The 19,854-nt window shown below is 67.7% G+C and carries 13 protein-coding genes; 4 read left to right on the top strand and 9 right to left on the bottom strand.

Annotated elements, in window-relative coordinates:
* The first annotated feature begins 412 nt into the window (after positions 1–412).
* Complete coding sequence (locus Q8S40_RS10425; protein WP_305670330.1) at positions 413–571, top strand: hypothetical protein; 159 nt, start codon at positions 413–415, stop codon at positions 569–571.
* Between the two features lie 330 nt (positions 572–901).
* On the top strand, positions 902–3,697 hold the full coding sequence (locus tag Q8S40_RS10420; RefSeq protein WP_305670329.1) for a response regulator: 2,796 nt from the start codon (positions 902–904) through the stop codon (positions 3,695–3,697).
* Positions 3,698–3,737: 40 nt separating this feature from the next.
* Here Q8S40_RS10420 and Q8S40_RS10415 read toward each other — a convergent pair whose 3' ends face one another.
* The 8 genes from Q8S40_RS10415 to Q8S40_RS10380 all read right to left on the bottom strand — a co-directional run bounded on the left by Q8S40_RS10415 (position 3,738) and on the right by Q8S40_RS10380 (position 16,256).
* Entirely contained in the window at positions 3,738–4,256 is a 519-nt protein-coding gene (locus Q8S40_RS10415) for a helix-turn-helix domain-containing protein (RefSeq protein WP_305670328.1), read from the bottom strand.
* 323 nt (positions 4,257–4,579) lie between these two features.
* The gene (locus Q8S40_RS10410; protein WP_305670327.1) at positions 4,580–4,711 is read right to left on the bottom strand and encodes a hypothetical protein; all 132 of its coding nucleotides are present in this window, start codon (positions 4,709–4,711) and stop codon (positions 4,580–4,582) included.
* A gap of 140 nt (positions 4,712–4,851) precedes the next feature.
* Positions 4,852–8,937 carry a calcium-binding protein gene (locus Q8S40_RS10405; RefSeq protein ID WP_305670326.1) on the bottom strand — a complete coding sequence of 1,362 codons (4,086 nt, stop codon included), beginning with the start codon at positions 8,935–8,937 and terminating at the stop codon, positions 4,852–4,854.
* Between the two features lie 564 nt (positions 8,938–9,501).
* Entirely contained in the window at positions 9,502–10,716 is a 1,215-nt protein-coding gene (locus Q8S40_RS10400; RefSeq protein WP_305670325.1) for a glycosyltransferase family 4 protein, read from the bottom strand.
* Positions 10,713–11,894 carry a glycosyltransferase family 4 protein gene (locus Q8S40_RS10395; protein WP_305670324.1) on the bottom strand — a complete coding sequence of 394 codons (1,182 nt, stop codon included), beginning with the start codon at positions 11,892–11,894 and terminating at the stop codon, positions 10,713–10,715. The genes Q8S40_RS10400 and Q8S40_RS10395 overlap by 4 nt, the downstream gene beginning before the upstream one ends.
* Entirely contained in the window at positions 11,891–12,919 is a 1,029-nt protein-coding gene (locus Q8S40_RS10390) for a GNAT family N-acetyltransferase (RefSeq protein WP_305670323.1), read from the bottom strand. The genes Q8S40_RS10395 and Q8S40_RS10390 overlap by 4 nt, the downstream gene beginning before the upstream one ends.
* A gap of 314 nt (positions 12,920–13,233) precedes the next feature.
* Positions 13,234–13,989, bottom strand: coding sequence for a YdcF family protein (locus Q8S40_RS10385; RefSeq protein ID WP_305670322.1), 756 nt, complete (start codon positions 13,987–13,989; stop codon positions 13,234–13,236).
* Positions 13,986–16,256, bottom strand: a complete 2,271-nt coding sequence (locus Q8S40_RS10380) for a glycosyltransferase (protein WP_305670321.1) — start codon at positions 16,254–16,256, stop codon at positions 13,986–13,988. Before Q8S40_RS10380 ends, Q8S40_RS10385 begins: the two co-directional genes overlap by 4 nt.
* A gap of 786 nt (positions 16,257–17,042) precedes the next feature.
* Here Q8S40_RS10380 and Q8S40_RS10375 point away from each other — a divergent pair.
* Complete coding sequence (locus Q8S40_RS10375; protein WP_304807705.1) at positions 17,043–17,951, top strand: glycosyltransferase; 909 nt, start codon at positions 17,043–17,045, stop codon at positions 17,949–17,951.
* A gap of 70 nt (positions 17,952–18,021) precedes the next feature.
* On the opposite strand, the gene Q8S40_RS10370 is transcribed toward Q8S40_RS10375, so the two are convergent.
* Positions 18,022–18,954 carry a hypothetical protein gene (locus Q8S40_RS10370; RefSeq protein WP_305670320.1) on the bottom strand — a complete coding sequence of 311 codons (933 nt, stop codon included), beginning with the start codon at positions 18,952–18,954 and terminating at the stop codon, positions 18,022–18,024.
* Between the two features lie 352 nt (positions 18,955–19,306).
* Between Q8S40_RS10370 and Q8S40_RS10365 the strand changes: the two genes are divergently transcribed.
* Positions 19,307–19,681 carry a hypothetical protein gene (locus tag Q8S40_RS10365; protein ID WP_305670319.1) on the top strand — a complete coding sequence of 125 codons (375 nt, stop codon included), beginning with the start codon at positions 19,307–19,309 and terminating at the stop codon, positions 19,679–19,681.
* Positions 19,682–19,854 lie beyond the last annotated feature (173 nt).

Below are 19,854 nucleotides of genomic sequence, written 5' to 3'. Positions count from 1 at the left end.
CGTCGGCGTGTTCAGATTTCGTCATGCGAGGGTCGAGGCCGGATTCCAAATGGCGGGACGCTCCGGCGGCCCGAGGGTGAAATGAGGACGTGACAGAAATAGTGGCTGCGGCCGCCGCTTCCAAGATGCGATCGGGCTGGCCGGTGAACATCCTGGGTCGGGATTGCTGAACATCGCGTTGCAACTGTCGCGGCGTGGCCCCGTTTTCGCAGCGCCGGGCCGCGCGCCGACGCGCGAAGGTCGGGATTGCGACATCCGAGGCGCCACACTTGCCGCCTGCCTCAGCCGCCGTCCTGATCGCTCCGGGCCGGAGGCCGGCGCGCTGGGGCAGGGTGCGCTGGGGCAGGGTGCGCAGGGGCAGGGTGCGCTGGGGCGTCATTGATGCCATGGGCGCGGCGGTGCAGGGGCTGGCGTGGACGACCGCGTCGCCACCCTGTTCCAGCGCAGCTACGCCGCCTTCGACACGGGTCCCGCAAGCCCCAGGTGGTGCGGCTGCCGGACAGCCTGGCCGGGAAGCCCGGCGCTGACGCTGGAACAGGGGCTGCGGCCGGCCATCGTCGCGTTGGCCTAATGGACCGGTACCGCTGCGTCGGCCCGGGTAGCATCCTCCGCCCTTTGAGGCGGAGGGTTGCTGCGGGGTCAGGCCCGACCTCGGTCCTCCGGCGCGCTGCCGCTGCGCGTCGCAGGACTACACGTGTCTTGCCTCCGCTAGCTCCGGGCGTTGCCAGGTTTGCGCAAAGCGTTACATGCGACTGCGGCAAGATGTAAACTGCTGCAGCTGTTTCATATACTGTGGTATTCGCTCATTTATTTGAACAAGCACGGCGAATTGGGCTGGTTTGAATTTTGGACGCTGGCTCTATGTTGGGTGGAATTCATCCCAAAACCCAGGATCCCCTGAATGCCCGGTGCCGGTTGCGGCGATGTCGATGCGGCGCGCCTGCAACCCGGTGATCGGGCGATTGCGGTGGTGGTCGTCGACGCTGTGGGCGGAAGCCTGGAAACCTGCCTGGCCCTGCTGGGCGACATGCCGCGGCAATCGGGGCTTGCCCTGGTGGTGATGGTGTCCGCGGGCGGGGCGGAGGAAATTCGTCGGCAGGCGCTCGCCGGCCGGATCGCCATGCCGGTTGGACTGGTCTCGGACGGCGCACCGGTGCTGGCGGATGCCGTCCTGTTGGTGCCGGACGGAACGCCGATGGAGCTGCGCGACCGCCGGCTCCGCGCGCTGCCTGCGGCGCCGGGAACCGGACTGGAGGCGCTGCTGCTGAGCCTTGCGGAGACGGAAGGCGCGCAGGGCATCGCGGTGTTCCTCTCGGACGACCCGGCGCGTGCGGGGGGTGGGCTGCAAGCCCTGCGCCGCCGCGGTGGCTGGGTGATGACACAGCTGCGCGATGCTGACGACCTGAAACAGGGGCCGGACCGCCTGCTGGTCGACCAGGCCCTTCCGCAGGTGGCACTTGGCGGCGCGCTGGTGGCCTGGGCCGCGGGTGCCCGGCGGCACCTGGCGGAGGAATTGCTTCAGGCCATTCACCTGCCGGTTGCGGTGCTGGATGCGGAACGCCAGGTCGTGGCCGCGAATGCGGGCTTTCGCGCCGTGCTGGGCATGACGCCGGAGCGCCTGGAGGCGGCCCTTCTCGCGGCACCACGGCTGGAGGCCTTCCTGACCTCCGCGAACGTCCTGCCGGGTGAGGCGGAGGATTCGATCCTGGAAGTCGCTCAGGCGGGAAGGGAGACCCAGCTGCTGCGGGTGGTTGCCCGGCGCCTGAGCTCCGACCCGCCGCGCAGCGTGCTGACCATCGAGGATTTGACGGAGCAGACGCGCCTGGCTGGGCGGCTGGAACTGGCCAAGGCGGTGGCCGAGCGAGCGGATCGTGACAAGTCGCGTTTCCTGGCGGCGGCCAGCCACGATCTGCGGCAACCCCTGCAGAGCATGAGCATGCTGCACGGCCTGCTGGCGGCGAAGGCGTCGGATCCCGCGCTGCTGCGGCTGATCGGGCGGCTGGATGAGACGATCGACTCGATGTCGGGCATCCTGGACGCGCTGCTGGACATCAACCGCATGGAGGTGGGCCGCGTGCATGCGGACGTCGCCCCGGTTCATGTGGGCGCGCTGCTGGCCAGCCTCGAGCGGGAATTCGCGGGTGCGGCGCTGGCCGCAGGCCTCGACTGGCGCCTGGTGCCGAGCGACGCGGTGGTGCTGAGCGATGCACGGCTGCTGCGACAGATCTTGCGCAATCTTCTTTCCAATGCGCTGAAATACACTCGGCAGGGACGGATCCTGCTGGGGTGCCGCAGGGTCGGCGGGCATCTGCGGATCGAGGTGTGGGACACGGGAATCGGCATCCCGAAGGCCCAGATGCAGGCGGTGTTCGACGAATCCCATCAGATTGGCGGCACCGCGCGGGCGCGAAGCCAGGGGCTTGGCCTCGGGCTCGCCATCGCGCGGCGCCTCTGCAATCTGCTGGGGCACCCGATCGGCGTCCGGTCGCGTGAGAATGCAGGGTCCGGCTTCCACATCGACCTGCCCCTGGCGCAGGGTGGCGCGCTGCCGGCGCAGGACCTGCCGCCACCGCGCGAGGTCGCGCGTATCCTGGTGATCGAGGATGACCAGGCGGTGGCTGATGCGCTGCGGATGCTGCTGCAGGAACAGGGCTATGCCGTGTCGGTTGCCTTCGAGGGGTCGCGCGCCATCGCGCTTGCCGTTGAACATCCGCCCGCGCTCGTCATTACCGACTACAACTTGCCGGGCAATTTCAACGGCGTCGAATTGACACTGCAGTTGCGTCAGGTGCTGGCGGCGCCGCCGGCGGCGATCATCCTGACGGGCGATACCTCCGCCCGGACGCGGCAGGAGATCGGGCTGCTCGATGTTGAACATGCGCCGAAGCCGATCCGGGCCGACGATCTCCTCTCCCGCGTGCGGCGCCTCCTCGCGGTGCGCGCAGCGAATGTGGAGACGACGGAGCCGGCGCGTGCCGATGCGGTTGCGCCAGCCATCGGCACGGATGAAGACGAGCCGGAAACGCCCAGCGCGCTGCCCGGGACGGCGGCCAGCCTGTCGGCGGAGGCGGTGGCGGCGCCCGAAGCGGGAGGGCAGGTCTTTATTGTTGACGACGACGCGACGCTGAGGCGCGACACGACGGAGTGGCTGGCTGCCAACGGGTTCTCGGTGGAGAGCTTCCCGAGCGCGGAAGCCTTTTTGCAGGCGGACCATCCAGGGCGCCGCGGCTGCGTGCTGGTGGATGCGGTGATGCCGGGGATGGATGGCCTGGCGCTGCTGGCGGCCTTGCGCCCACACGCCCAGCGCCTGCCGGCCATCATGGTGACCGGCCATGGCGATGTGCGCATGGCGGTGCGCGCGATGACGGCAGGCGCGATCAATTTCATCGAGAAGCCGATCGTGCGTTCCGATCTTCTGCGGAACATTGCCAGCGCGAATACCCGCATTTCACAGGCGGCGGGGGAGGCTGCGATGAAGGCGGAGGTGGCGGCGCGGCTGGATCGGCTGACGCTACGTCAGCGCCAGATCCTGGACCACGTCATCGCCGGCTCGCCGAGCAAGATCATCGCCGCGGAACTGCGGCTGAACCAGCGCACGGTGGAAAACCATCGTGCCGCCATCATGGCGAAGATCGGCGCCAAATCGCTGCCGGAGCTGATTCGGAAAGTGGTCTCGGCGCTCGGGCAGCAGGGCTGAACTGCGTCGGGCCCCGCCGCCGATCAAACAGGGGTGACGGCTATTCGATCGAGCCGCCGGTTGACTGCAGCGGCTGGCCGCGGGCCACGGCCCGGGCAAAAGCCATCAGGGCGCTGCGGCGACGCGGATCGCTGATGGTCGAGAACACCTGAACCAGCTCCACCAGCTCATCGGTCGCGCCTTCGGAAAAATCCACCATCGGCTCCGAACGCGGGGATGCGGTCCCAACCAGCGCCTCGGCCCGCACGCCGAGCGCGGCGGCGATGCCGAGCAGCCGGCTCGTCGCGATCCGGGTGGCGCCCGTTTCATAGCGATGGAACTGCGCACCGGTCACCCCGACGATATCGGCGATCTCCTTCTGCGTACGGCCGGCGGCACGCCGTAGTTCCTTGATCCGGCTGCCGACGCTGGCATCGGCGGAGGTGGGGGAACGATTGCCCGGCGTTGCCGCAACCATCATCTCGGCGCCCACCGTGTCGAGTGCGGAAAGGCCCTGGGGATGCCCTTCGACGGCGACGGTGCGCGAAGCGGCGGGTGAAGACTTTGCCATGCCGTGCATCTCTTTGTGTCCTCGGACGGTGCGGCGGGCCGCGTGTGACTAGGGCGGCCTGGGCCGCTTGGGGCGCATTCGCGAGATGTCTCACCGTACAAGCCGGTTCGCACCTGCTGATGGCTCTCCCTCATCCGGACGAACCAGCAGCGATCCCGCGCTTGCATCCGACTACAGCTGTTTACCTCCTCGTGGCAGCACCGGAAAATACTCACGTAAAGAACAGCGGCAGGTGACACGGCCAGCAAGATTCGACGCCAACACTGCGAAATGTCTCGTTCTTGGGCGGAAGTGGTTGGGACCGCACAGATGCGACTTCGAATCTGTCGGCATCATTTCATCTGTGCATCGCTCAACTTGAGGTGATCAAACGCTTGATGCGTCCAACCTTCCGGCCGCCGGTTCGTGCTGCACAGGCGTTTGGCGGGATGCTTGCGGGATTCGCGCCGCACCGGAGCCGTCATCGGCGGCCCCTCCTCACACCTGGCTGGCGCGCATCGGCGCCGGAAGCTGAGGTGCGATCAACGTGAAGGATCAGGCTATGGAGCCCTGGATCCCTGGGCGCACCGATCGATCCAGGTGACCGGTGCGCCCAGGTTTTGGACTAGCTCCAGATGAAGTCGGAGGCGCGGAGCGTGGATGCCACGACGTTATCCAGAATGATGGCCATGTCCGCACGACCATCGCCGTTCACATCGAGAATCAGCTGATGCGAAGCATCGGCAAACCTGGCTTCGGAATGCCCCTTGCCGGTGAAGGCCGCGTCGCCGCGATACCCGAAGCTTCCCTTCAGGAGCCCTTCGAACACGAGCTTGTCCGTGCCCGAGTTGAAATCCGTGATGCGATCGGGGGCGGACAGGATCGATTCGCCGGTCATGCTGAAGACAAAATGATCAGCCCCCCCACCTCCGGTCATCGTATCGGTACCGCTGCCGCCGATCAGGGTGTCGTTGCCGCCGCCGCCAATCAGGACGTCGTTTCCGGCGCCAGTTGCCAGGCGAGCAGCGCTGGAGCCCAGCACGGTGACGTGGTCGCTATGGTTGCCTCCGATCACCACCTCGACGTTGGTGACCGTCAGCTTATTGGCGCCGACCGAGGACAGGATGACGGTGTCATGCCCGGAACCGAGGTCGACGCGCCCGTTCGTGATCGTGGTGCCGAAGGTGATGTGATCGCTCGCGCTGCCGCCATTGATGTTCTCTGTATTCAACACGGTCAGCTTGTTGCTGCCGGCCGAGGACAAGGTGATGCTATCGGTGCCGCCGCCAAGATTGACGATGCCGCCATTGAAGGTGGTGCCGAAGGTGATCTCGTCATTCGCATTGCCGCCGATGATGCTCTCGGTGTTGAGCACGACCAGCTTGTTGGCGCCGGAGGAAGACAGGGTCAGCTTGTCATTGCCACCGCCGAGGTCGATGTGACCATTGGTGATGGCGGTGGACAGCGTCACGTCGTCGTTGCCGGAGCCGCCGGTGATGGTTTCGGTATTGGCGACGGTGATCCTGTTGGAGCCGTTTGCCAGGACCAGCCTGTCCAGCCCCCCGCCGAGATCGACCAGGGCGCCGTTCGCGAGGGTGCCGAGGGTGACATCATCATTGGCGGTACCGCCGGTGATGATCTCAGTGTTCAGCACGACCAGCTTATTGGCGCCGGAGGAGGACAGGGTGAGCCTGTCGCTGCCGCCGCCAAGGTCGATGCGGCCATTGGTGATGGTGGTGGCGAGGGTGATCTCGTCATTTGTATTGCCGCCGATGATGCTCTCGGTGTTGAGCACGACCAGCTTGTTGGCGCCGGAGGAAGACAGGGTCAGCTTGTCATTGCCACCGCCGAGGTCGATGCGCCCGTTGGTGATGGCGGTGCCGAGGATGACATCGTCATCGGACGTGCCGCCGGTGATGTTCTCGGTGTTGAGCACGGTCAGCCGGTTGGCGCCGGCGGAAGACAGGGTCAGCTTGTCGCTGCCGCCGCCGAGGTCGATGCGCCCGTTGGTGATGGCGGTGCCGAGGATGACATCGTCATCGGCCGTGCCGCCGGTGATGGTCTCGGTGTTGAGCACGGTCAGCCGGTTGGTGCCGGCGGAAGACAGGGTCAGCTTGTCGCTGCCGCCGCCGAGGTCGACGCGACCATTGGTGATGGCGGTGGACAGCGTCACGTCGTCGTTGCCGGAGCCGCCGATGATGGTTTCGGTATTGGCGACGGTGATCCTGTTGGAGCCGTCTGCCAGGACCAGCCTGTCCTGCCCCCCGCCCAGATCAACCATGGCGCCGTTCACGATGGTGCCGAGGGTGACATCATCATTGGCGGTACCGCCGGTGATGTTCTCGGTATTCAACACGGTCAGCTTGTTGGCGCCGGAGGAAGACAGGGTGAGCCTGTCGCTGCCACCGCCGAGGTCGATGCGGCCATTGGTGATGGTGGTGGCGAGGGTGACGTCGTCATTCGCCCTGCCACCGTTGATGGTCTTGGCGTTCAGCACGGTAAGCTTGTTGGCGCCGGCAGACGACAGGTTCAGCGTGTTGTTGCTGCCGGCGCCCAGATCGATGCGGTCCCCCTGGACTGTTTGCGAAAGCGTCAGGGTGTCGCTCGCCGGCGGTGGGGCGGCAGCCGGGGGCGCCACGGGAATGACAACCGGCGGCGCGGGTTCGCTCGGTTGATCGGGCGGGCTCGGCGCCGGCGGCGCTGGGGGGATAATGGGCGTGCCGCCGGTGCCGGCGCCGCTGCCGTACAACTCCGGTATCGTCACGGCATGATTCGGACTGCCGGCGAAGGTGCTTTCCGAAACGTGGGGTGGCTTCTGTGCCAGCAGGGCCTTGTAGGCATCATAGGCGTCCTGCGAGCCGGTCACCCCGTAGATGCCGGCCAGGGTCATCAATGCCAGGCGCGCATAGTCACCGTTGGAATGCTGCCAGCTTTCAGTGCCGTTCGACCAGCCACGCGCGGCGGTGGCGGCTCCGATCTCGGCCCAGCTCTGGTAGACATTGCTGCCGTCGCCGACGGCAATGATGTAGGCGGCACCGTCACGCAGCGCGAAGCCATTATCGGCCGACTGGAAGCGGCCGATCAGGAAGTTCATCTGCCACTTCAGGAAGGTCATCGCATCCTCGTTGCCGCGGCTGGCGGCAGCGATGGCGGTGGAGGCAATGTAGTCCTGCTGCCACGGCGACATGTCGATCCCGGCACCACCCACATTCGGCACCCATCCGTGGGCTTCGCCCTGCAATGCGGTCCAGGCGGGGATCTGCTCGACCAGCCACTTCCAGTTCGCGTCGGCAACGCCCTGCAGATAGGCCTTCTCCGGGCTGCCATCCGGGCTCGCCCAGGCGGCGTTCTGGACCTCACGGATGCTCCAGGCGATGCTGCGTGCCTGATGCTGCGGCGCGATGAAGGCGCCGTCCTCGGTGCGCACCGCGGGCCAGACGCCGATGACGTTGAAATTGGCCTGGGCCTGCAGGTTGTCGAGGATCCAGCGTTCGCCGGTCAGCAGGTAGGGAACGAAGGATACGCTCGGCTGGTGCGCGCGGTCCGGCGACCAACCCGTATCATTGGGCACCTGCTGCGTCAGGCCGGTGGCGTTCGCGTCACCGACCTTGCCGGTGCCGCCGCGTGCGTCGGTCCAAAGCTTCGGGAAGTCGGCGGAATTGATCCACGTATCCTTCTGGGCGTTCCAGAAATGCCAGGGAATGGCGCTCGCAGCTTCGGCCTGGCCCATCGCGTAGCCGGCGGCGTAGGGATCGCCGCTCAACAACCAGGCGGTGTTGCCGGCGGTGGTGATGCCGATATCGCCGCGACCGCCGGTCATCGGCATGTATTGCGTGATGCCGTTGGCCGACAAGGGCGCAGACCAGGCGGCCTCCGATTGCGCCGCGGCCCATTTGTTGATCAGGGTGTCGCTGATGCTGAGGCTGGTGTCATAGGCGGCGATGGCACCGGTCTTCGAGAGATACTCGACGTCATGCCGGATGTTCAGCCAACCTTCTGACGGGCTGCCCAGTCCCTGCCCGCCATCGTGATCGTTCGAGGAGAAGGTGCGGTGCCAGTTCTGGTACTGGCCCTGGCTGACCGTCTCCGTCGCGACCTTAACGCCATCCATGGTAACCGTGAGATCGTATTGAACACGGCCGCCGCTGGCGCCCATGGCCTTGTCGTTGTTGAACTGCGCCTCCACCGTCATGCCGCCACCCTTGAAGGCGGTGACATCGAAGACCAGGCGCTGAGCGCCCGGCAGGTCGACAGCGACGCGGGCCTGGGTTGCCAGCGGCCCGCTCTGCCAGAAGCTGGCGCTGCCGTCGGCCAACGCATCACGCAGCGCATCCATGACGTCGACCTGGACGGTCGATCCGCCGGCGATCTTCATCTCGACCAGGAACGTATGCTGGCTCAGCGCGGCATTCAGATTGATCGCGGCTGCGCCCGACGTGGCAGGCCCGGCCGTCAGGGCGAGTTCCAGCGATTCGCCCGGTGCAATGGCGGGACGCTGCACGGCCAGCACGGCCATCTTGACCGAGCCGTCCTCGTAGCGGGTCTTCACATCCATCTGCACAGGGAGGGAAAGGCCGCCGCCTTGCGCGGTGAGTTCCGCGCCCGCGGGGACATCGCCCCGCAAAAACACCTGGCCGAAGGTGGCAATGCCTCCGTCAAGGGAGCCGCTACCGGCATTCTGGAGGACGATACCGTGGGTTGAATCAGACATGAAGTACTCCCTCGGCGCCGATAAACCCGACGCATCCACACCAGGAGGTTGCATCATATCTGCGCGAAGTTTGATTAAAATTATGAAAACTTCAGTAGGCTAACGTTAGACGCAAGTTGGTTTACCATGCTCCTCAAATTTTGATGGAAGGTAGTGTAAGCTTATGTCCGTAACCATACCGGACACGAAATAAAAAGCTCCCCGTTGTTTTTGCCTCGGGCCATGATTCGGCACGAATTGGCACAGTTATGGTTGCAACTGGCCGTTCCGCCGCATTTTGACCGCCTTTGTGGCGAGGAGATGGCTGTCATCACAATCTGCCGATAAAGGCGGGACGTGGCAGCCTTCGCCGCTGCTGCTGCGGCTGGCTTGTTGCCGCCTCGGGACAGCGGCAGGTCGCTGGGAAATGCGCCTGAATGAATGGATGCGCGGCCAGCGCGACGCGGACGCCGGGCACAACCGTCCCGTGCAGCGTCCGGTCCCGCCTTCAATGCACCAGGGTGGGGTAAAGCGCGGCCGCCCAGGCGCGAATTCCGCGCCTGCGCCCGGCGGCGCTCGCGGCTGTCAGCCCTCGATCAGCCCGGCATAGGTCTGGAACATCGTTTCCTCGCTGAAATCCAGCACGGCGCGGGAACGGTTGGCCGCGCCGATGTTGCGCCGCCGGGCCGGTTCTTCCAGCAGCGTCGCAAGCGCGATGGCGAAATCGGCATCGTCGCGCGGCGTGACGAAAGGCCGGTTCTGCGTGGCGACCATCGCCGCGACATCGCCGACATCGGTGGAGGCCACGGCCAGCCCGGTTCCCATCGCCTCGAGCACCGAGAAGGGCATCTGCTCCGTGTCGGAGGTCAGGGCGAAGACGTCGAAGGACCGGTAGGCGGCGGCCGGGTCAGGCACATGGCCGGCGAAGGTCACCCGAGACTCCAGCCCGAGCGATGCTGTCAGCGCCTGCAGCCGGGCGCGGTCCGGACCGTCGCCGATGATCACCAGGTGGAAGGCGGTGTGGCGCCGCGCCAGCAGGGCACAGGCGCGCAGCAGCCGATCCAGCGCCTTCTCCGGCCGCAGCGCGGCCACGGTGCCGATCAGCGGCATGGGGTGCCCGTCGCCGCCCCAGCCGGGGACCGGGCAGGCCACCGGGCCATCCGGCCGGAAGCGGTTGAGGTCCAACCCGTTCGGGATGTAGCGCAGCTGTGCGTCCGGCAGCCGCCATTCCTGCCGGGCCAGCCGCAGCAGGGTCAGCGACGGCAGCACCACCGTGCTGCCGCGCAGTGCCCAGCGCCTGGCCAGGACGCGGCGGCGGAACTGGCGTTCCGCCTCCTCCGGCCCGAAACCGTCCTCGATATGGATGTGACGCAGCCCGGGCACGGCGTGGCGGGCGATGGCCCAGTCCATGCTGCCCCAATTGCCGGTCACCAGCACATCCGGCCGCAGCCGCCGCAGCAGCGCCTGGATGTCCCACAGCTTGCGCGCCAGCCCGGTTGCGCCGGTGCCGTGGCTGGCCGGTGGGTCGAGCAGGGTGAAGGGCACCTGAGGACCGATCCGCGCGGCGCAGGCGCCGTTGCCGTCCAGCGGTACCACCACATGCCGCCAGCGCGACCGGAAACGATTGGCGATCGCGGCGAAGCGCACCTGCGCACCGCCCACGGCGAAGCTCGGGAAGACATGCATCACCAGCGGTCTGCGCGCGCGCCCGGATTGATCATCCACATGGGTCTTGCTGCGCGCCGCGGCATCCGGGAGCTGTTCGGTCAGCCTTGCTTGGGAAAAGGCAGGGACCGTCATGCGAGCGACCCCCGTGTGATCTCGCCTGCGGCATCATGCGGCCGCAACGCCGCCCGCTCGGCCTCCGCAATCGCCACTACGCGGCGGGCATTGCCGGCCCAGGTCAGGTCACGCGCCAGGATCTGGGCTCGCGCCGCCTCACCCAGCCGCTGCCGCAGCGCCGCGTCCTGTGCCAGGCGGGACACGGCGGCCCAGAAGCCGCCGGGCTCCGCCGGGTCGAACAGCAGCGCCGTCTCGCCGTCCTGCAGCACTTCCCGCAGGTTGGGCTGGTCGGGCGCGACGATGGCGCAGGCGGCGGCCATGTATTCGAAAACCTTGAGCGGCGAGGCATAGGGCACCGCAGCCGGCTGCAGGGCGATGTCGAAGCCCGCGACCAGGGCGGGCACGGCGTCGCGCGCCGCGAGGCCGGTGAAACGCACGCGATCGGCGATGCCGAGTTCCGCCGCCAGCCTCTCGAGGCCCGGCCGGGCCGGGCCATCGCCCACCACCATCAGCGACATCGGTCGGTCGCCGCGCCAGGCGGCGATGCCGTGCAGCGCCTTGTCCAGCCCGTGCCAATCCCGCACGAAGCCGACGAAGCCGAGCACCAGCGTATCGCGTGACTGCCGCGGTGCGGGCTCAGGGAAATCGGCCAGATCGATGCCGTTCGGCACCACGGTGATACGGCCGGGTGGCACGCCGGCATCGGCGACACGTCCGGCAAGCACTTCCGTCACCGGCAGCACGCGTTGCGCGCCACGCCAGGCGAAGCGCTCGATCCAGGCCGACAGGCGCGGCAGACCCAGGCCGCCGAAGCGCGCCCGTTCCTCCGCCAGCGGTGCATTCACCTCCAGCAGCAGCGGCACGCCGCGGGCCCGCGCCACGATGCGGCCGGCCACATGATACAGGTTGGCGCGTTCATAGATCACGTCCGGCTTGAAGGCCGCTGCCGCGCGGTACAGCCGCCAGGTGGCGGGAACCGCATAGGCGATTTCCGCCAGGGCCTGCGCCCCGGCCGGCAGCAGGCGGCGCAGCCGGGCGAGGCCGGCACTTTCGCCACCCAGCTCGGCCTTGTCGTAGCCGGCGGGGCCGGTCACCTGCACCACATGGCCGGCGGCGCGGAGTGCGGCGACCATGGCGTCCAGGTGCACGCCTTGCCCGTCGCGGGATCGGATGCGGTGGCTGTAGAGAATCCTCATCGGCCGATCCATCCCGCGATCTGCCGGCGCGCGATGGCCAGCAGCCCGAGCGGATGGCCGGGATGCGCCAGCACCAGGCCCATCCGCTGCCGCCGCGCCGCCACCCACAGGCTTTTGTATGCGTCGTCGCCGCGCCCGAAATCCAGATGCTGCACGGCTTCCTCCTCAATCAGATGGCGGATCATCATGGCGGTCAGCGCGGTGCCGGGGGATGCGGCGCGGCTGGCCTCCACATGGGCGAGCTTCAGCAGCCAGGCGTGGCCGCCGGAGACCAGCCAGTACTGCGCCGCGACAGCCTTGCCCGCGGTATCGCGCAGCAGGGCGAGGCGCAGCGCGCCGACGGCCGCGGCGCCACGCATCAGGGCGGGGTCGAAGGCGGGAAATGGCTCGGCCGGCTTCCAGCTCCCGGCGTGCACGTCCAGGTAGCCGGCGATTGCGGCTTCCAGCGCCGGGCCCGGCTCGCACAGCATCTCGAAACGGAAGTCGCGCCTGGCACGGTCCAGCTTGCGACGAACGGTGGTGCGCAGCGCGGGCGGGCGGGCCGCCATGTAGCCGGACCAGCCGGCACCCGGCACCAGCGCCTCGTGCCAATTGCCGAAGTGCCGGTAGCGCTGCACGGCGATGCCGGCATCGCGCAGGCCCTGCAGCCAATCCTCGAGCCCGGGCGCATCCTCGGCCAGTGCCTCGAGCCGGGCGGGCGCGCGGAAGCGCAGCGCGGCGCCGAGGCTGGCCCCGCAGGCGATCAGCGCGGCGGAGCTGGTGGGCTGCGCGGGCAGGGGTCGCCAGGCGAGGGTGTAGGGGGTCGTGAGGCTGCGCAGCCCGCCATGCGAACCGCGCAGCAGCGGCAGCAGCGCCGCATCCTCCGCGCAGCAACCGAGCAGCGGCGTGGTGCCGGGCGGCAGGGCGTGCGCCAGAGTCGTGTCGTACCACAGGCGCGTGGCGAAGATGTCGCCGGCGCCGACCGGGGCGAGAAAGCGTTCACACCAATCCGGCAGGCGCCCACCGGTCACCGGATGCAGCCGCATCGGCGTGTTGCGGGCAGCATCCCGCCCGGGGCCGCGCCGGGTATTCGTATCTGTCTCAATAAGGTTCAAGTGGAAGCCTCGCAGCGGGCGCAGTGCAATTGCTGCGGGTGAAAGTCCATGGCTGTGCTCGTTCTCGGTGGACGGGGGCGGTGCCGGTGCATGAGCCAGGGTAATGCCGGCACGGTCGATGGAAAGCGGTGTGAGGCTCCAACTATGCAAGCGCCTTGCCACGGACTTGTCGAAGGCAAAACAACGAGATGCGGCGCGAGGACGACACTGCGCAAGGGTGGTGTAAGGTGCTCCGACGGGATCGGTCATGGCGCCCATCCGTCGCGCACCGCGTAAAAGGCGCGGCCGGCCCATTCGTGCAGGGCAAACCAGCTATCGGTCAGGTGGTCGGCGCGCGGCAGCAGGGCCGCCGGCGCCAGCCGCGGCGCAGGGCTGTGCCGTACCGGCGCCGGCAGGACGCGGAAATCCAGCCGCGCGAAGGAACCCTGTGCACGGGGCATATGCCAGCCCTGCGTCACCAGCCAGGCGGCGGAGACCCCATCCGCCTTCAGCAACGCGGCGGCAAAGCCCGCATTTTCCCGCGTATCAGCGGCCCGGGCTTCGACCCAACGTGGCGCCACGCCGAAATCCGCCTCCAGGCTGTGCGCCATCAGCTGCGCCAGGGGCGGCTGGTTCGCGGAAAGAACCCCGCCGGTCACCAGGATCGGCAGGTTGTTGGCGCGATGCAGCGCGGCGCCGGCGCGCAGTCGCTCCAGCGTCAGCAACCCGACCTCCGGGCCCTGGCGCCCCTGCGCCACATCGCCACCGAGGATGATGATGGCGCCCGGCATTTCGCCCGTGCGGTCTGCGGCTTCCGGGTTCAGCGAATGGATCAGCAACCCGGAGACCAGTGGCGTCGCCATCAGCAACACGCCGAGGCTGGCCGCGGCTGCTGCGAGCCCGGCGCCGCGGCGCCCGGGCGCGGCCCATCGCGCCGCCAGCAGCCCGGCCAGCAGCGCCAGCACCACCAGTGCCAGAGGCGGCAGCAGCAGTGGCGCGAGCGCGTTCTGCAGCCCGTTCATGCCGCCGCCAGAATGGCCGGGCGTGGCGGCGCCAATTGCTGGCCGCGGACCTCCTGCCAGCTGCCGAAGCGCCCACCCGCCTCCTCCCGGAAAAAGGTGTAGAATTCGTCCAGCCAGCCAAGGAATCGCTCGAGCTGCGCCGCGTCGCGCACATAGGGCGTATTGCCGGGGGCGAGTGACGGGGAGTGATAGGTCAGCACGAAGACCCGGTGGCCATGCGCCAGCATGTGGCGGGTCAGCCGCTTCGCCTCCTCCAGCGTCATGCCCTCGGGGCTCAATCGGATACGCTCCAGCAGGCCGAGCCGGGCCAGTGCCCCACCCAGGTGCAGACGCCGCCCGGCAGGGCCGAGCAACCACGGCGCCAGGCGTTCCGCCCGCGTGCCGGCCAGCCGCCCGACCAGTGCGGCGGAGACCGGAATTTCCACCAGCGTGCGCTCGCGGTCTGCCCAATAGGGCCGCGCCGAAAAGGCCCAGTTGGCCGCGGGCCCGCCCACCACGCCATCGGGCGGCCAATGCGGGGTGACGCTGCTATCGGCCAGGTAGCCCAGCGACTTCAGGATATCCGCGGTGCGCGGCCCGGCGCCGAAACGCCCGGTCCGATAGATCCGCGGCGCCGTGCCGAAGGTCTCCGCCAGCGTATCCGTCAGGCAGCGCGCCTTGGCGAGTTCCAGATCCACCGGCAGGTTGCCGGCATAGCTGTTGCGCTCATTCACCTCCTCATTGAAGGGCGGCGTCACCCAGGGGTGCATCTGCGCGCCAATCTCGCAGGCGCCGGAGGCAAGGAATTCGCGCAACGGCGCACGCCCTGCATCCTGTGTCGCCACCGGGTAGTCCACCAGGTACAGCGGCACCACGCCATGCCGCTCGAACACCCGGTGCGCCAGCGCCTGCGCCGCCATGGAGGTGACATCCGGCGCGTCGCGGCGGAACGGGGCGGACCAGTCGAAGGCTTCCTCCGCATCGACCATGGTGATCAGCAGCGGCTGGGCTTTGGCCGGGGCTGAAATGGGCTCGTGGAAGCGGTGATCGAGAACCGACGCCGTGGCGCCGAGGCCGGTCTCCTCCGGCGGCAGCGGCGGCGCGTCAAAGCCGTAGACGGAAAGATAGCGATGCGCGACGCCGCGCATGCCGAAGCGCGCCCGCGCCAGCTTGCGGCCCTCCGCCCCGATCCGTCCGCGCAATGCGGCGTCGGTTGCAAGGCGGGTCACGTCGGCGACGTAGCCATCCTCATCCGTGAACAGGAAACCGGTTTCGTCGTCCAGCACGAAACTGTCATTCACGCCCGGCAGGTGGCGCACCACGACAGGCAGGCCATGGCCCATGGCCTCCGGCACCACCGTGCCGAAACCTTCGAGGTGGGAGCCGAAGACCAGCACATCGGAGGCGGCGAAATAGGGGTGGGGATTGCGTTGTTCACCGGCCAGGATGACGCGGCCCGCAAGCCCTGAGCGCCCCATCTCATCCTGGATCGCCCAGAGATGCGCATCCTCCAGCACCGGCCCGACCAGCAGCAGCCGCACATCAGGCCGCGCCGCCAGGATGCGCGGCAGGGCACGCACCAGAAACAGCGGGTCCTTGCGCGCGCCGAGGCCGCCGACAAACAGCAGCACAAGTTCCTCCGCCCCGATGCCGAGTTCGGCGCGCAGCCCGGCGCGTACATCGGGCTGCACCGCGGGGATGCTGACGCCGCAGGGAATGAGATGGCAGCGCGCGGCGTCGGCGACAGTTCGGGTTTCCGCATCCAGCTTCGGGCTGATGCTGATGAAGCCGTCGAAAAGGCGGAAACCGCGCGCTGCCCATTTCCGCAGGCTGGCGCGGTACTGCTGGGTCAATACCGGCAGGCTGTCATCCAAGGTGGCGGAGATCACCAGCCGGCGCCGCGCCAGCCGGGTCAGCAGGTAGGTCAGGAAATACCAGTCGGCATGGGTGCGGACATGCACCGTGTCGTAGCGGTGCAGGTTGGCGATGAACCAGGCCACCATGCGGATTTCGCGCCGCACCGTGCCGAGCGGGCGGTCCGCCAGGTAGATGACGCGGCCGAGCGTGGAGCAGGCTGCCGGATCCTCGGCCGGGCGCGGCGTATGCGTCACCAGCAGGTCGTGCCCCACACCCGGCAGGATTTCCTGCATCACCGCGCTGGAGCGCTCCAGAAACACGCCTTCGCCGGTGAAGGCGGGGCGATAATACTTCAGCACATGCAGCACGCGGCGCGGCCGCGGAGGCGCGGCCTCACGCGGCGGCTCGGGGGGGCCATCAACCGCGGTCATGCGCCGGTGCCTGCATGGTTTCCGCCGCCCAACCGGGCCTCGTCGCAGCCGGTGGGCCCGGTGACACGCACCAGGATTCCGGCGGCGCGGCGTGCGGCCGTCCTCGTGTCCGTGGTGCTCTGACAAAGCCGCAGGTGGAAGCGCATCGCTGTCGTCGTCCTCAGGAGGCTAAGGTCATACCCACACTGTTTCACAATCGCTGTTCCGCAATGTGACGCTCAACACAGATTCACTGCGCCGCTATGCAAATGCCTTGCCGTCGAAATAGCGAAGCAAAGACAACATTTTAAGGACGAACCGACATCCAGTACCCGGGTGCTGTAAAGTCGAGCGACAACAGCGATCAGGGGCCGGGGTGGACCGATCGGTGCGCGTGCCGAAGGGTTCAGGGAAAAGGTGAGGCCGAGGGAGTACCACGAACCCGTCGCGTCATCTGCGCGCGTCGTCTCAATCTCGTGCGTGGCGCGCCGCCCTCGGCGCAATGTCGTGTTCGGGGAGGCATGGCGCGCAAGTTAGATCGATCGCGGTTGTCTTCGCACAGCAAAAGGGTGTTATTGGCCTGACTGCGCCGCGCCATCCTGGCCGGCATGGTTCGGCGAGACGCGACGCGCCACAGCCGACAGAACTCGGATTATCGACTTGTCAATTGAACGTGATGCCGGCAGCAGCCTGGGGCCGTTGGCGACTGTGCCTTGTATGCACGGCAGCCGCCCTTGCTTGCGCGCCTGAGCCCATGCGCGGGGCTGCTGGTCCAGCGCAATTCCACCCATCGCCGGAGCACTGCAGATGTCACCCGCCGTTTCCGTCGCTGTCTTCGCCTACAATGAATCAGCGCAGATCACCGCATGCCTCGATGCGCTGGCCGCCTGCGCGCATGAGGCGCCGATGACCGTGCATGTCCTTATCAATGGCTGCACCGACGACACGGAGGCGCGGGTGCGTGCCTATCAGCCCCGCGGCTTCGCGCTGGTGCCCGTGGTGATCCGCCGCGGCGACAAGGCCAATGCATGGAACACCTACACACATGAGATAGCGCCGCACGATGCGGCGCTGCATGTCTTCACGGATGGTGACATGATCGTGGCGCCAGGGTCGATCGCCGGCTTCCTGGAGCGCTTTGAAGCCGTACCGGAGGCCAATGGCTGCGCAGGCCTGCCGGTCAGCGGCCGTAGCCGCAACGCCTTTCGTGAGAAGCTGATCCGCAGCCATGAAATGGCTGGCAATCTGTACGCCTTGCGCGGCAGCTGTCTGGCTGAATTCCGGAAACGCGACATTCGGCTGCCATTCGGCATCTTCGGCGAGGACGGGCTGGTGACGACGCTGGTCAAGCACGATCTGGATACCAGCGGGCCGCGGCATGAGGAGCGCATCACCGCGACCGAGCGGGGTGGCTTCGCCTTTCAGCAGCTGTCGCCCTGGCGTCTCGGCGACTGGCGCATCTATCGCAATCGCAAAATGCGCTACGCCGTGCGGCGGCAGCAGGCGAACATGCTGTATCCGCTGCTGTTCGAGCAGGGCATCGAAGCCATGCCCAAGCATGTGGTCGATCTCTATCGCGCGCGCCACGCGGCGCTTGAGCGCGGGTGGCGCGGTATCGACACCTATTTCGACTGGGTGGCGCGCAAGCGTATCGAGCGAGATGTCGCAGCCCATGATGGGGTGCGGGAGGAAGAACGCGCGCATCTCTATAGCTGATCCAGGCGCAGGGGCGCCTATCGGCACCGGAAGATGCGCGGCGTGACCACATGCCTGCGCGCGTCCGGTCTCAGCGCAGCCTGCCGGCCCCGAGAAGCGGACGCGTAGGGCCGGACAGCCGATTGGCATTCAGCACGGCGGGCACTTCCCCACGGTTCACGACGAAGGCGGTGACGCTCGTCATCCGGTTCTCGAAATCATTGTCCTCGATCAGTAGCTCCCGCGTCGGGTTGAGCGTGCGCTCCGACCCGATGACCACCGCGCCGACCGGATTGCCGGTCAGCGGCCCCTTGATCAGCCGACTGCCACGCAGGATCAGGTCGCCACCACTGGGAATGTCGATGAGGTAGCTGGATCGTCCTTGCGGCCCATCCTCGATGAGGCTCTGCAGGATATCCGTGCGCAGGGCGCGCGACTTGATGTGGTGGCAGGCTTGCGTGTCCCGGAATTCCGAGCGGCGGATGGTGACCCGCGCCCATTGCCCGACATAAATCCCGTGCGCGCAGTCCCTTCCATTGCGCAGCGCGCCGTTGCCCTGGAACACGCTGTCCTCCACCAGCAGCTTCGCGGTCGGATCGCGATGCGTCAGGATACCGTTCTCATTGTCGATGAAACGGCTTGCGCGCACCGTGAGGTCGCCGCCTTCGGCCCGGATTCCGGCACCGTTGCCCTCTGTCGCCCTGGCGCCGCGGAAGGTCAGGCCGGCTACCACCAGGCCGGGCGCGCTGGCCACGAACAATGCCTTGCCGGCACAGATGGGACCATGGATCTCGACCTCGCCGCCCGGCGCAGCCTCGATCGTCACGCGCGGGACGCGCCATACCGCACAATCCCGATATCGGCCGGGCGCGATGACCACACGGTCGCCTTCCCGCGCCGCAGCCGCGGCCGCACTCGGCAGCGGAAATGGCTCGCCTGGACCGACCCGCAGGATTCTCCCCGCTGCGTGCTCCACCTGCGCCGAGGTCGACAAAGGGACGAGTGCGGAGGCCACTGCGATCAACAAGACGATGGCGGCACGAGAGACGGCGTGCGGGATCAGGAGAATGGCTCCGATTGGTGACGCAGCCCTTCCAGGCTACAGGCCGGCGGTCACCAGCGTCCAGGTGGCATTCTCAGTGGGCGCTTCAGTCGTTGATCCCGCGCGCCGGAGTCTTCCTTTTTGGTATCGGTTGCGGCATCACACACCCGTGGAATCGCACCGCCAGGTGATGCGCGCCGCCTTGAAGCCATTCTCATCCGCGAACACCCCCAGGTCCCGTCCAGCCGGCGCAGCCGAGACCGACGCGGCAGATTGCCTTGCACCCCAATACCCAACGGAGTAATTCGCGCATGACGCGCCGGCTGCCAATCAGATGACCCATGCCGCGCGCCTGACTGCCGCGACCAGGCTGCATCTGTGGGCGCTGCGGTCGCTGGTCGCGGCGTATTGGCAGAGACCCGACGCACCGATCTGGACCGCCACCGCTCTGCCCCTGCCTGTGGAATGTGCTGACTACGACCTGACTTTGGCCGCACCAGGGTTTCGCGTGCTGGGTCATGCGGCAACAGGCCGGGTCGAGGTCCAGCTCCTATGGAATGCCGGTGCGGGCGCACCGCCGATGCAGCCGCTCGGCAGCTGGCGCCGGCTCGGCCAGGTCCTGCTGCGCCGCCCGCTTCGGCGCGCCAACTACGCCGCGAAATATCGACGCGAGGCCTACAGCTCGGACCGTTCATTTTGCGAGACGTAGGCCGCCCGGCCAAACGCAGCGACGGACCGAGGGAGGTCGTGTCCCGGGTGGTGGTGTAGGAGGACCGAAGCCCGGGGCGCGTAGCGAAGCCCCTGGCTGAGCGAAGCGGAGCGCCCTGGGCGGCCACCGCGGTGATCTTCGGTAGGGTTGGGTTGCTGAGACCAACAACCCCT

This window comes from Falsiroseomonas sp., from assembly GCF_030695085.1.
GTDB lineage: Bacteria > Pseudomonadota > Alphaproteobacteria > Acetobacterales > Acetobacteraceae > Falsiroseomonas.
The sequence above is the reverse complement of the archived record's forward strand: the minus strand, read 5'-3'. Positions and strand labels throughout refer to the sequence as shown.

What these genes read in the sequence shown, in the direction of transcription:
- Q8S40_RS10420 (WP_305670329.1), top strand. Translation starts at nt 902, where the DNA reads ATGCCCGGTGCCGGTTGCGGCGATGTCGATGCGGCGCGCCTGCAACCC.
- Q8S40_RS10415 (WP_305670328.1), bottom strand. Translation starts at nt 4,256, where the DNA reads ATGCACGGCATGGCAAAGTCTTCACCCGCCGCTTCGCGCACCGTCGCC.
- Q8S40_RS10410 (WP_305670327.1), bottom strand. Translation starts at nt 4,711, where the DNA reads ATGACGGCTCCGGTGCGGCGCGAATCCCGCAAGCATCCCGCCAAACGC.
- Q8S40_RS10405 (WP_305670326.1), bottom strand. Translation starts at nt 8,937, where the DNA reads ATGTCTGATTCAACCCACGGTATCGTCCTCCAGAATGCCGGTAGCGGC.
- Q8S40_RS10400 (WP_305670325.1), bottom strand. Translation starts at nt 10,716, where the DNA reads ATGACGGTCCCTGCCTTTTCCCAAGCAAGGCTGACCGAACAGCTCCCG.
- Q8S40_RS10395 (WP_305670324.1), bottom strand. Translation starts at nt 11,894, where the DNA reads ATGAGGATTCTCTACAGCCACCGCATCCGATCCCGCGACGGGCAAGGC.
- Q8S40_RS10390 (WP_305670323.1), bottom strand. Translation starts at nt 12,919, where the DNA reads ATGCGGCTGCATCCGGTGACCGGTGGGCGCCTGCCGGATTGGTGTGAA.
- Q8S40_RS10385 (WP_305670322.1), bottom strand. Translation starts at nt 13,989, where the DNA reads ATGAACGGGCTGCAGAACGCGCTCGCGCCACTGCTGCTGCCGCCTCTG.
- Q8S40_RS10380 (WP_305670321.1), bottom strand. Translation starts at nt 16,256, where the DNA reads ATGACCGCGGTTGATGGCCCCCCCGAGCCGCCGCGTGAGGCCGCGCCT.
- Q8S40_RS10375 (WP_304807705.1), top strand. Translation starts at nt 17,043, where the DNA reads ATGTCACCCGCCGTTTCCGTCGCTGTCTTCGCCTACAATGAATCAGCG.
- Q8S40_RS10365 (WP_305670319.1), top strand. Translation starts at nt 19,307, where the DNA reads ATGACCCATGCCGCGCGCCTGACTGCCGCGACCAGGCTGCATCTGTGG.